Annotated in this window: 10 protein-coding genes; 3 read left to right on the top strand and 7 right to left on the bottom strand. The window is 72.5% G+C overall.

Features of this window, described 5'->3' with window-relative positions; all coding sequences use genetic code 11:
• Positions 1-17: 17 nt before the first annotated feature.
• Positions 18-677 (bottom strand): lysoplasmalogenase, encoded by a 660-nt coding sequence (locus tag ACGFYP_RS31250; RefSeq protein WP_393500736.1) that lies wholly within the window; start codon positions 675-677, stop codon positions 18-20.
• Entirely contained in the window at positions 674-1576 is a 903-nt protein-coding gene (locus ACGFYP_RS31245) for a sterol desaturase family protein (RefSeq protein WP_361958733.1), read from the bottom strand. Before ACGFYP_RS31245 ends, ACGFYP_RS31250 begins: the two co-directional genes overlap by 4 nt.
• Positions 1577-1726: 150 nt before the next feature.
• Between ACGFYP_RS31245 and ACGFYP_RS31240 the strand changes: the two genes are divergently transcribed.
• Complete coding sequence (locus tag ACGFYP_RS31240; protein WP_393500732.1) at positions 1727-4756, top strand: NACHT domain-containing protein; 3030 nt, start codon at positions 1727-1729, stop codon at positions 4754-4756.
• Between the two features lie 88 nt (positions 4757-4844).
• Here the strand turns inward: ACGFYP_RS31240 and ACGFYP_RS31235 are convergent, their stop codons facing one another.
• From ACGFYP_RS31235 to ACGFYP_RS31215, 5 genes are read right to left on the bottom strand one after another with little or no spacing between them, the layout of a single operon-like run.
• Positions 4845-5558, bottom strand: a complete 714-nt coding sequence (locus ACGFYP_RS31235; protein WP_393500729.1) for a VIT family protein — start codon at positions 5556-5558, stop codon at positions 4845-4847.
• A gap of 24 nt (positions 5559-5582) precedes the next feature.
• Positions 5583-6806, bottom strand: a complete 1224-nt coding sequence (locus tag ACGFYP_RS31230) for an amidohydrolase family protein (RefSeq protein WP_393500726.1) — start codon at positions 6804-6806, stop codon at positions 5583-5585.
• Positions 6806-8089 (bottom strand): amidohydrolase family protein, encoded by a 1284-nt coding sequence (locus ACGFYP_RS31225; protein WP_393500723.1) that lies wholly within the window; start codon positions 8087-8089, stop codon positions 6806-6808. The genes ACGFYP_RS31230 and ACGFYP_RS31225 overlap by 1 nt, the downstream gene beginning before the upstream one ends.
• Before the next feature lie 11 nt (positions 8090-8100).
• Complete coding sequence (locus ACGFYP_RS31220; protein WP_393500720.1) at positions 8101-8985, bottom strand: SDR family NAD(P)-dependent oxidoreductase; 885 nt, start codon at positions 8983-8985, stop codon at positions 8101-8103.
• Positions 8985-9782: an acetoacetate decarboxylase family protein gene (locus ACGFYP_RS31215; RefSeq protein WP_361958718.1), complete on the bottom strand. Its 798-nt coding sequence runs from the start codon at positions 9780-9782 to the stop codon at positions 8985-8987. Before ACGFYP_RS31215 ends, ACGFYP_RS31220 begins: the two co-directional genes overlap by 1 nt.
• A gap of 96 nt (positions 9783-9878) precedes the next feature.
• Between ACGFYP_RS31215 and ACGFYP_RS31210 the strand changes: the two genes are divergently transcribed.
• Positions 9879-10547 carry a TetR/AcrR family transcriptional regulator gene (locus ACGFYP_RS31210; protein WP_393500716.1) on the top strand — a complete coding sequence of 223 codons (669 nt, stop codon included), beginning with the start codon at positions 9879-9881 and terminating at the stop codon, positions 10545-10547.
• Positions 10548-10613: 66 nt separating this feature from the next.
• Positions 10614-11588 (top strand): DEDDh family exonuclease, encoded by a 975-nt coding sequence (locus ACGFYP_RS31205; RefSeq protein ID WP_393500713.1) that lies wholly within the window; start codon positions 10614-10616, stop codon positions 11586-11588.
• The last annotated feature ends 8 nt before the right edge of the window (positions 11589-11596 follow it).

Genomic DNA, 11596 nt, shown 5'->3' with positions numbered 1-11596 from the left:
GGGGACGTTCCTTGCTGTCAGGCGGCGGTACTCCGTTCACCGTACGCCTGTGTGAGCACGCCCGTCGTCAGCAGGTACTGGGCGGCGATGTAGGTCGACATGACCCAGAAGTCGGGGGCCGGCAGCTGGGGCCACTGCGCGACGCCCGTCGCGATGAGGGTGTCGGAGAGCAGGAAGAGCGCGCCGCCGACGCCGGCGACGAGCCCGAGGGAGCTCGCGCGGTAGGCCATCGCGGTGAGGAGGAGGGAGTAGCCGGCGACGGGGATCCGCAGGTCGGCGGGGAGGTCGGGCCACAGGAGCGCGACGGTGCCGAGGAGGGCGGCGGTGTAGGCGATCCCGAGGGGTACGGACGTACGCCGTCGCCCGAACAGCGCGAGGTAGCAGACGTGCCCCGCGGCGAAGGAGCCCATGCCGACGAGGAAGGCCCAGTCGGCGTCGAGGAGCAGGAAGACGTCGCCGCCCCAGCCGAAGAACAGCGCGGCGATCAGGAGCTTGGGGGCGCCGCGGGTGGCGGCGTACGCGGCGAGCAGCGGCATCAGCAGCGGCTTGGCGATCCGGTGCCCGAGGTCGGCGTCGGCGAGGAGGGAGACCAGGTCGACGGCGACGGCGAGCGCGAAGGCGGCGAGGAGGGCGCGGGAGAGCGTGCTCGTCGCGGCGGCGGGGGTGCGGGCGCTCACGCGGCGGGCTCCGCCGCGGCGGGGCCGGTGCCTTTGTCGGCGGCGGGTCCTGCGCTCTGCGGCGGCTGCGGCCCCGGCTGCCATCCCGGCCCCCGGAAGACCCGTCCGGCGCGCTCGCGCCAGCTGGTCGCGGCCCGGACGTCGCGGGCGATGGCGGCGTACTCGTGGGTGGCGACGCGCAGCGGGTTGTACGTCTCGATGTTCTTGGTGAGCCCGAAGACGGGCTTGGCCGTCTCGCCCACCCAGGAGCCGAACATCCGGTCCCAGACGATCAGGATCCCGCCGAAGTTCCGGTCCAGGTAGCCGCCCTGGGAGGCGTGGTGGACGCGGTGGTGGGAGGGGGTGTTGAGGACGTACTCGAAGGGGCGGGGCAGCTTGTCGATGCGCTCGGTGTGGATCCAGAACTGGTACACGAGGTTGATCGAGTAGCAGAAGGCGACGGCGGCCGGGTGCACGCCGAGGGCGATCATCGGCAGGTAGAACGGCCAGGACGTGAGGCTGGTCCAGGGCTGGCGCAGCGCGGTGGTGAGGTTGAACTTGCGGCTGCTGTGGTGCACGACGTGGCAGGCCCACAGGACGCGGATGACGTGGTGTCCGCGGTGCTGCCAGTAGTAGAAGAAGTCCTGGGCGAGCAGCATCAGCGGGATCGTCCACCACAGGACGGGGACGCGGAGCGGGGTGAGCTCGTAGACCGCGGTGTAGATCGCGACGATCGGGATCTTCCAGAGGAAGTCGAAGGCGAGACTGCCGATCCCCATGCCGAGGCTGGTGGCGGCGTCCTTGGTCTCGTATCCGGCGGCGTCCTCGTCGGGGTGGAGTCGGTAGCTGACCATCTCCAGGACGGTGAGCAGGACGAACGCCGGTATGGACCAGAGCACGACATCGGGCAGGTTCGGCATGTCGACGACGGTAGAGGCGCGGGTCGGGGTGCGGCTAGACGCTGTTACCAACAAGTATGCGAGACGACTTGTCAGCAAGCTTTGGCACCTTCCGACAAGAGCGGTCGGCGTACGATCGGATGAACGGCGGCCACTGGGGGAGGAACTCCGTTGCAGGGACTGGAAGTTGCGCTCGCGCGGCTGGCAGGAACGGTGCTGGGCGCGGTCGTGAGGTCGGTGGTGGTACCACGCAAGGGCGCCGGGCTCGTCGACTCCCCGGTCCGCCCGCTCCCCCGTCCGGCGAAGCCCGACCGCCTGGCGAAGGTCCTGGGCGCGCGGCTCGCCTCGGGCCCGTACGCGACCCTGCCGGAGCACGAACGACTCGCGGCGGTCGACGGCGTACGGGACACCCTCGCGGCGGCGGGGCCGGTGGACGCGGACCGGCTCTTCGCGGTGGACCTCAACCCGGAGCGGCTGCGCGGCGAGCTGCGCGCGCCGGACGCGGGCCTGGGCGGGCGGACGCTCGAGCTGTACGACGACCTGCTCGGGCTCTGCTGCGCCCACCTCGTGGAGCAGCTGACGGCCGAGCCGTCGTTCGCGGGGCGGGCGGCGGTGGAGCACGCGCGCGTGGCGGGACGGACCCGGGACGCGGTGGAGAGCCTGACCTCGGCCCTCCCCCGCCCGGAGGCGGAAGCGCTCGCCTTCGAGGAGCGGTACGCGACGTACGTGGCGCAGACGCACGGGCGGCTCGAACTGTTCGGGCTGACGTTGGGGCGGTCGGCGCGGGAGTGGCCGTTGGACACGGCGTACATCAGTCTGGCGGTGAGCGGGGACCGGCCCGACGTCGTCCTCGGCCTGCCCCGAGCGGGGCGGGCGACGGTCTCGGCCGAGCAGGCCCTCGCGACCGCGGACCGTCTGCTGCTGCGCGGGCCCGCCGGGTCCGGGAAGAGCACCCTCGTCCAGTGGCTGGCCCTCAACGCGGCCCGCCGGTCCTTCCCCCAGGACCTCGCCGACTGGAACCGGTGCGTGCCGTTCGTCCTCCGGCTGCGCGCCTTCACCTCGGCGGACTCGCTGCCGATGCCCGAGGACTTCCTGCCCGCGTCCGGGGTTCCCCTGCGTCCCCCCGCGGGCTGGACGGAGGCCCTGCTCGCGAGCGGCCGGGCGCTGGTGCTGGTCGACGGCGTGGACGAGGTCCCGGTCCGTCTTCGGCAGCGGACCGAGACCTGGCTGAAGAACCTGATCGCGGCCTTCCCGGCCGCCCGGTACGTGGTGACGACGCGGCCTTCGGCCGTGCCGGAGGAGTGGCTGGCCCGCCATGACTTCACGGCTCACTCGCTGTTGCCGATGGACCGGGAGTCGATCCGCTCCTTCATCAGGCACTGGCACGAAGCGGCGCGGAGCGAGGACCCCTCCGACGAGCTGCTCGACGGCTACGAACGGTCCCTCCGCCACGCGGTGACCACGCGCCGGGACCTGAGCAGGCTCGCCACCAATCCCTTGATGTGCGCGCTGCTGTGCGCGCTGAACCGGGACCGACGAACCCAACTGCCCAGGGCGCGGAAGGAGTTGTACGACGCGGCGCTCGACATGCTGCTCGTGCGGCGGGACACCGAGCGCGAGATCTGCGGGGTCGAGGGCGTCGAGCTGACGCGCGAGGAGCAGACGGCGCTGCTGCAGCGGCTCGCGTACTGGCTGATCCGCAACGGCCAGGTACAGGCCGATCGCACGGAGGCCGAAGAGCTGGTCACGGAGTGGCTGACGGCGATGCCGCAGGTACGGGGGGCGGCCCCGCAGGTCTTCACGCACCTGCTGATCCGCAGCGGCCTGCTGCGCGAACCGACCCCCGGCACGGTGGACTTCGTCCACCGCACCTTCCTGGACCACCTGGGCGCCAAGGCGGCGGTCGAGGCCCGGGACCTCGGTGTCCTGGTGAAGCACGCGCACGACGACACGTGGGACGACGTCGTCCAGATGGCGGTGGGCCACGCGCGCGTGGAGGAGCGCGCCCGGCTGCTGAAGCAGCTGCTGCGGCGCGCCGACCGGGCGCCGAAGCTGCGGCACCGGCTGGTGCTCCTCGCCGCGGCGTGTCTGGAACAGGCTCCGGAACTCGACCCGGCGGTACGGACGGAGGTGGAGGACCGGACGCGCGAGCTCGTGCCACCCCGTACGTTCGACGACGCCGAACGGCTTGCGAAGGTCGGCGAGCTGGTCCTCCCGCTGCTGCCGGGCCCGCAGGAACTCTCGGACCGGGAGGCGGAGGCGGTCGTGCGCACGGCGGCGGCCGTCGGGGGCGACGCCGCGCTGGGGGTGATCTCACGGTTCCACGCGGACACCCGGATCGGGGTCCGCTACGAGCTGGGGATGGCCTGGCCGTCGTTCGAGGCCGTGGAGTACGCGGAGACCGTGCTCGCCCATCCGGCGGCGGCGAACGGCATGGTCCACCTCCGCACCGACGCGCAGCTGCGGGCATTGGCCCAGCTGCCGCACCTCCGTGAGGTGACGCTCGTCGGGGACCGCGGCCTTCCCGAGGAGATCCTGCGGCAGACCGCGCTGACCTTTCTGAATCTGAGCAACAACGACTCGGTCACCGACTTCTCCCCGCTGCGCCGTCTGCCCGACCTTCGCATTCTGACGATCAACCGGTGCCGCTCGGTGGCCGACCTCAGCTCACTCGGCGGGCTGCCGCTGGACTCCCTCCACGTGTACCGGCCGGCCGAGGGCACGCCGTTGGCGCCGCTGGTGGACCTCCCCCGACTGCGGCACCTCACGTTCGACCACCAGCCCGCCGAACGGGCCGTCGGCGACCTCCCCTTCGGTCCCGCGCTCACCGGGCTCGGCCTCTTCCAGGGCGCCTCCACGCTGCGGCTCGACGGCATCGAGGAGTGGCCGGAACTCTCCTGGCTCAGCGTGTCCGGTGCCGAGCAGTGGCGGCAGCTGGCGCAGACCCGGCTCCGGTCGTCCCTGCGGACGCTGCAGATCCTGGACGTGGACGGGCTGGACCTGGCCGAGGTGGTCGCCCACCGTGAGCTGGTCGAGCTGTTCATCGGCCGCTGTCCGGGCGTCCGGGGGATCGAGGCACTGCGTGAGCTGCCCGGTCTGGAACTGCTGCGGATCTCCCACTCCGGGGCGGTCGACACCGCTCCGCTGACCGAGCGGGAGGGCCTCCGCGTCGAGGTGCGGCACGGCGTCACGTACACCTGAGCCCCTAGGGGCTGTCTCCGGCGGATCAGGGCCTGGGCCGCCGGGCAGCCCCCTAGGGCCTGTCCGGCCATGATCCGCCGGACATGCCCTAGACCCCCGCCGCCCCCAGCAGCGACCCCGCCCCGTACGTCACCGCCATCGCCAGGGCTCCGCCGCCCACCGTGCGGAGGATCGCCCGGGTGGGTGGGGAAGCGCCGAGGCGGGCGCTGGACCAGCCGGTGAGGGTGAGGGCGGCCAGGACCGAGAGGACCGTGATCCAGAGGCGGGTCGAGGGCGGGGGGAGGACGATCGCGAGGAGGGGGAGCAGGGCGCCCGCCGTGAAGGCGAGGAAGCTGGCGGCCGCCGCGTGCCAGGGGTTGGTGAGCGCGTCGGGGTCGATGCCGAGCTCCACGCGCGCGTGGGCCCGCAAGGCGTCGCGGGCGGTGAGTTGTTCGGCGGCCTCGCGGGCCACGTCCGAGGAGAGGCCGCGGGCCGCCAGGAGGTCCGTCAGCTCGGCGAGTTCGGCCTCCGGGTCGTCGCGGAGTTCCCGCTGCTCCTGGGCCAGGGCCGCCTTCTCCGAGTCCCGTTGGGTGGAGACCGAGACGTACTCCCCCGCCGCCATCGACATCGAGCCTGCGAGCAGGCCCGCAAGGCCGGCGGTCAGGAGCGCGGCCTGCGACTCCGTCGCGCCGGCCACGCCCACGACGAGCCCCGCGGTGGAGACGATCCCGTCGTTGGCTCCGAGCACGGCGGCCCGGAGCCAGTTGAGACGGGTGCCCAGGCCGCCGCCGTGAGCCTCGTCGTGGGTCGGGGCTTCAGTCACCTCGGGAGGGTCTCACCCGGGGCGTCACCAGACACGGACCGACCCGCCCGGGGCGAAGGCCGGGCTGGTGGCGGCCGCGGGGACCTCCTTCAGGGGCTCGGCGATCTCCTCGACGGTCGGGCCGTGCACGGCCGCAAGGGAGTCCAGGAACGGCAGGTCGAAGCCGTAGACGCGGGCCGCGTTGCCGCCGGCCATCGCCGCGACCTCCTCCCTCGGCAGCCCCGCGTAGGCGATGCGGAGGCCTTCGCGGGAGTACGGTGTCGTGCCCTCGTCGTGCGGGTAGTCGCTGCCCCACATGATCTTGTCGAGGCCGATCCGGTCGCGCAGCGGCACCTCGTGCGGGCGCATGAAGCTCGCGCCGACGAAGCAGTTGTCGCGCCAGACCTCGCTGGGTCCCTTGCCCATGGACTCCGCGAGGCCCGCCCCGAACTTGGACTCCGCCGTGGCCGCCCGCGAGGCCGCCGCGACCAGCCGCGCGTGGTAGTAGTCCAGCATCTCGACGACTCCCGGGATCCAGCCCGAGCCCTGTTCGGTCAGGACGAGCTTCAGCTCCGGGTGGCGGCGGAAGGCGCCGCCGAACACGAGGTGCCAGAGCGCCCGGTGCGAGAACCAGGTCGTCTCCACCATGAACACCGCGCGCGCCGCCGGTTCGTCGCCGAGCGGCGGCGAGGCGGAGCCGCCGTGGTGGTTGACCGGGACGTCCAGCTCCGCGCAGACCCCCCAGATCGGGTCGTACGTCTGCGAGTACAGCTCCGGGATCCCGCTGCCCGGCGGGGCGCCCGGCAGGAGGATGCCGCCGGTGAGGCCGGCCTCCTTGGTGCGGCGGATCTCCCGTACGGCCTCGTCGACGTCGTTGAGGAGGATCTGCGCGACGCCCGCGCGGCGGCCCGGCGCGTCCGCGCAGAACTCGGCCAGCCACCGGTTGTGCGCGCGCAGCCCCGCCCAGCGCTGTTCGAACTCCTCGCGCGTCGGCGCGGGGGCCATGAGGGATGCCGAAGGGAAGAACGGCGGGATCGTGTTGGGGAAGACGACCTCCGCGACGATGCCGTCCGCCTCGAGCTCGCGCAGCCGGCGCCCGGAGTTCCAGTTGCGGTCGGCGGTGTCGGCGAGCAGGTCCTCGTACGGGTTGACGTAGCCGGCCGCCCAGGCGTCGAAGTCGTCGTGGTGCTTCTTCTCCAGGTACGGCTTGTAGTCGAGCAGGTCGGCGCCCGCGTGGCAGTCGGCCGAGATCACCGTGTAGCGGTCCATCAGCTCACCCCCAGGGTCGGGAAGTCGTGGTCCGTCAGCCAGTGCCTGCCGACCTCGCGCGAGCGGGCCCAGGACGCCTCCACGGCCGCCTGGTCGGGCGACTGGCCGAGGTCGGCCGGCGTCGGGCCGATGCGGCGGGCGAGCGGGGCCAGCGCCTCGACGTCGAAGCCGAAGACCTCCGCCGCCGCCAGGCCCAGCATCCGCCGCGTCTCCGCCACCGGGATGTCGTGGAAGGTGTTCCGCAGCCACGCGCGCGTGTTGGGCCAGGTCCCCTCCGGATGCGGGAAGTCCGAGCCCCAGAGGATGTTGTCCACGCCGATCTCGTACCGCTGCGCCAGCTCGCGCCGCTTGGTGTTGGTGGCGCAGACGAAGACCTGGCGGTCCAGGTACTCGCTCGGCGGGCGCTTCAGCTCCGCGAAGGGGGACAGCTTCTTGCCGCCGTGGGCGCCGAGGTAGAGCCGGTCCATGAACCAGAGCAGGTTCGGCAGCCACCAGCAGCCGGACTCGGCGACGCCGAACCTCAGCCCCGGGTGCCGCTCGAAGACTCCTGACCAGAGCAGGAACCACAGCGGCCTGGCCGGCCACCAGGTCACCTCGCTGACGTAGATGCCGAGGTGGTCGCCGTACTCCTCGCGCGGAGCCGCGCCCGAGTGGGTGACGAGCGGCATCCCCGTCTCGGCGGCCGCGGCCCAGATCGGGTCGTAACGCCGGTCGTGGTACGGCTCCTTGTCCACCCACATGGAGGGGATCATCAGCGCCCCGAGCCCGGACTCCTTGGCCCGGTGGATCTCGGCGACGACCTTCGCGGGCTCGGCCGTGATCGGCAGCAGCGCCACCCCGCAGTGCCGCTCGGGGTTCTGTCCGACGAACTCGGCGAGCCAGCGGTTGTGCGCCTGCGCGCCCGCCATGCCGAGCTCCGGGTCCTGGTCGCCGGAGAGCCCGAGGCCGACCCCGAACGGCGCGGCGGTCTGGCTGTCGACGGCGTCCGCGTCGGGGAAGACCACCTCGGCCGCGACCCCGTCGCCGTCGAGCTCCTTGAGCCGCTGGGCGGCGTCCCAGCCGCCCCGCAGCCCTTCCTCGTTGTCGCTGAACCACTTGGTGGCGAAGTCCTCGTTGCGGACCCCGAGCCGGGTCATGGCCTCGCGGCGGGCCTCGCGCCCGGCGAGGAACTCGTCGAAGTCGCGGTGGAACCGGGGGTCGAGATAGGGCCGGTAGCGCTCGGTGGGCAGACCGGCGTGGCAGTCGGAGGAGATGATCAGGTACGGGTCGTTCGGATCGGCCATGACGGACCCCCTCAGTCGAGAATGAAGCTCTCCAGGTACGACGGGTCGGCGCGGTCGAGCATCGACCGCGAACGCGCCCTGATCTGCTTGTCGCTGTGCTCGCTCGCCGGCAGCATCCAGAACCGGTCGGCGCGGATGCCGTCGACGACGTGCTCCGCGACCTCCTCGACGGGCGTGAAGGCGACCTCGTGCCCGGCGTCCTTCATGGCCGCCTCCCACTGGTCGAGGCTGCGGTACGGGGTCTTGCGCGGCCGCTCCTTGGCGTACCGCTCGGGCCGGTTGCGGTGCGACTCCCACAGCCCTGTGCGCAGCATGTGCGGGCCGGGGAAGAGCACGGACGCCCCCACGCGCGCGTGCTCGGCCTTCAGGTGCGCGTACAGCGACTCGGTCATGGTGACGACGGCCGCCTTGGTGACGGCGTAGACGGAGGCGGTGGGGAGCGGGGCGATCCCGCCGTCGCCCGAGGAGGTGTTGACGACGTGTCCGGGTTCGCCGCCGGCGATCATGCGGGGGACGAAGGCCTGGATGCCGTGGAAGACGCCCCAGACGTTGACGGAGAAGGCCCATTTCCAGTCGTTGGGCTCGTGCTCCCACATCCGGCCCTCGGCGCCCGAGCCGACGCCCGCGTTGTTGCAGAGGACGTGCACGGCGCCGAAGGCGTCGAAGGCCGCGTCCGCGAGGGCCCGTACGGACTCCGCGTCGCTGACGTCGACGGTACGGGCGAGGACCTGGGCCCCGCCCTCGATCAGCTCCTCGGCCGCCTTGGCGAGCGCGGCCTCCTCCACGTCGCCGAGGACGACGGCGAGCCCCTCGGCGGCGAAGCGGCGGGCCATCGCGAGCCCGATGCCGCTCGCCGCGCCGGTGACGACCGCGACCTGCCCCTGACGCAGCTCCATCACACGCTCCCTTCCGGCGGGCCGTCGAGGATCTGCTGCGGGTCGTCGTAGCGCTGGTGGATGTACGGCAGGAGGGCCTGGGCGCTCACCCGTTCCGCGACCCGGCCCTTCTGGTCGGTGGTCTTCTCGCCGATGGTGATCTCGACGATCCTGCGTACGGGGAGGTCGGCGACGGGGTCGTACATGGACTCGCGCAGGACGATGTCGCCGGTGATCCGCTCCAGCTTGCGGACCTTCTCGTTCCGGAGGCAGTGGACGAGGACGGGGTCGGCGTCGAAGCCCGTGCCGTCCACCCCCGGCAGGAACTTGAAGTAGAAGTCGGTCTTCTCGGTGGGTTCGGGCAGCGGGAGCGGCCCGGAGACCGCGCCGCGCACCTCGACGAAGTCGATGCCGTGCCGGCCGAGGGCGGCGCGGACGACGAGTCCGTCGCGTTCGACGACGACCTGGCCGAGCTTCTTCGGCTCGCCGAAGACCTCGCGGCCGCCGATGAGGGCCCGCTCCAGGGTCATCGGCATGACGAGCGGGTACCAGCCCTCCTGGTCGCCGTGGGCGGCGGCCACGGCCACCGAGCCCGCGCCCAGCGGGTAGCCGGGCAGGTCGACCTGGCTGATGTTGGCCCGGACGAGGGGCCGCTCGGTGGGTTTCAGCGGTGGCGGCAGGACCGCCGCGACCACGTCCGGATCGGTCTCCCAGACGGCGACCACGCCGGTGGACCAGATGTCGGGAAGGTTGCTGCTCTTGGCGCGGGCCGCCGTGATCTCGGCGTCGGTGCGCGCCCCGTACCGTACTCGTGCCATGACGTACCACCCTTCAGGGACCGTCGGCCTGTAACACAGTTACACCGGCGGCGATGAAGGGTAAAGAGCCGTGCACGGAGCAGAACGGGGGAACCGATGGCACGCAGCGCACTCACCCGCGAGGAGGTCCTGACGGCCGCCGCGGCGCTCGTGAAGCAGCACGGCCCGGACGCCCTCACCATGCGCAAGCTCGCGGCCGAGCTGGGCACGGCGGTGACCTCGATCTACTGGCACGTCGGCAACCGCGAGTCGCTCCTCGACGCGCTCGTCGAGCGGACGGTCGCCGACCTCTCCACGATCGGCGCGCGCGGCCGCACCCCCGCCGACCGGATCGTCTCGGTGGCCCGGGCGCTCCGCCGCGAGCTGCGGGACCGGCCGCACCTGGTGGCGATGGTCCACGAACGCGGCCTGACGGAACGGATGTTCCTGCCCGCCCAGCGCACGCTCGCGCACGAGGTGCACGCGGCGGGACTGCGCGGCGCGCGGGCTGCGGAGGTGGTCAGGGCGGTGCAGTTCCAGGTCGTCGGCTACGTCCTGGTGGAGCGCAACCGCGAGCGGGCCCCGGTCCAGTCCCCCGCCGAGGAGGAGCTCTGGGAGGCGGAGACGACCGACACGGACGACCCCGCCCTCTCCCGCGCCCTGGCCCGCCCGATCGACACGGAGCGACTCTTCACCGCCTCCGTACGGGCCCTGGTGGAGGGTCTGTTGGGCGCGGGACGGGCGGTCGGGGATCCGGCGGACCAGGGGCCGCGGGCGTCAACCTGATGGCCGGTTCCCGGGGGTGGGAGGGGCACCGGGGCACCGAGGTGTCAGTAGGGGCCCGTATTCTCAGTGACCATGCTCGACGACCAGACGACAGCAACAGCGTGGCCGACCGCCTACCCCCAGGGGTACGCGGTCGTCGACGTGGAGACCACCGGACTCGCCCGCGACGACCGGATAGTGTCGGCTGCCGTCTACCGCCTGGACGCCCAGGGGAACGTCGAGGACCACTGGTACACGCTGGTCAACCCGGAGCGCGACCCCGGTCCCGTCTGGATCCACGGGCTGACCCGTGACCTGCTGGAGGGCGCGCCGCTCTTCCCCGAGATCGCCGCCGAGTTCTCCGCGCGGCTCGACGGCCGGGTCCTGGTGGCGCACAACGCGCTCTTCGACTGGTCGATGATCTCCCGCGAGTACGCACGGGCCGACCGCACCGCGCCCGTGCGGCAGCGGCTCTGCACCATCGCCCTCGCCAAGGAGCTGTCGCTCCCGCTGCCCAACCACAAGCTGGAGTCCCTGGCCGCGCACTTCGGTGTCGTCCAGCAGCGGGCGCACAACGCGCTTGACGACGCGCGGGTACTGGCCGAGGCGTTCCGGCCGAGCCTGCACGCGGCGGCGGAGCGGAACGTACGGCTCCCGCTCCTGGAGTGCCGGCCGCTGACCGAGTGGGTGTCCACGCCCGCCCCGGCCCGGATCGGCCACCAGGCCTCGTACGCCACGAACGGCTGGCGTCCCGCGCGGAAGCGGCCGCCGTGCCCGTACCCGAACCCCGGACGCTACGAAGCGGACAAACCGCTCAAGCAGGGCATGCGGGTGGCTTTCTCGGGCGACACCTCCATCGACCGCGAGCTGCTCGAGGACCGCGCGGTCGAGGCGGGGCTCCACGTCGCCACCAGCGTCTCCCGGCTGACGAGCCTGCTGGTGACGAACGATCCGGACGCCGCCACATCCAAGACGGTCAAGGCGAAGTCCTTCTCCACCCCGATCGTCGACGAGGCCGCCTTCACCCAACTGCTGCGCGACGTGGCCCCTGCAGACGGGTGACGCGCCGG

The organism is Streptomyces sp. NPDC048370, assembly GCF_043200825.1.
Lineage (GTDB): Bacteria > Actinomycetota > Actinomycetes > Streptomycetales > Streptomycetaceae > Streptomyces.
This window is presented reverse-complemented; position numbering and strand designations above follow the sequence as displayed.

Bases quoted from the DNA above. Each gene is read 5' to 3' on its own strand.
- ACGFYP_RS31220 (WP_393500720.1), bottom strand. From the start codon at position 8,985: ATGGAGCTGCGTCAGGGGCAGGTCGCGGTCGTCACCGGCGCGGCGAGC.
- ACGFYP_RS31230 (WP_393500726.1), bottom strand. From the start codon at position 6,806: ATGGACCGCTACACGGTGATCTCGGCCGACTGCCACGCGGGCGCCGAC.
- ACGFYP_RS31225 (WP_393500723.1), bottom strand. From the start codon at position 8,089: ATGGCCGATCCGAACGACCCGTACCTGATCATCTCCTCCGACTGCCAC.
- ACGFYP_RS31215 (WP_361958718.1), bottom strand. From the start codon at position 9,782: ATGGCACGAGTACGGTACGGGGCGCGCACCGACGCCGAGATCACGGCG.
- ACGFYP_RS31210 (WP_393500716.1), top strand. From the start codon at position 9,879: ATGGCACGCAGCGCACTCACCCGCGAGGAGGTCCTGACGGCCGCCGCG.
- ACGFYP_RS31245 (WP_361958733.1), bottom strand. From the start codon at position 1,576: ATGCCGAACCTGCCCGATGTCGTGCTCTGGTCCATACCGGCGTTCGTC.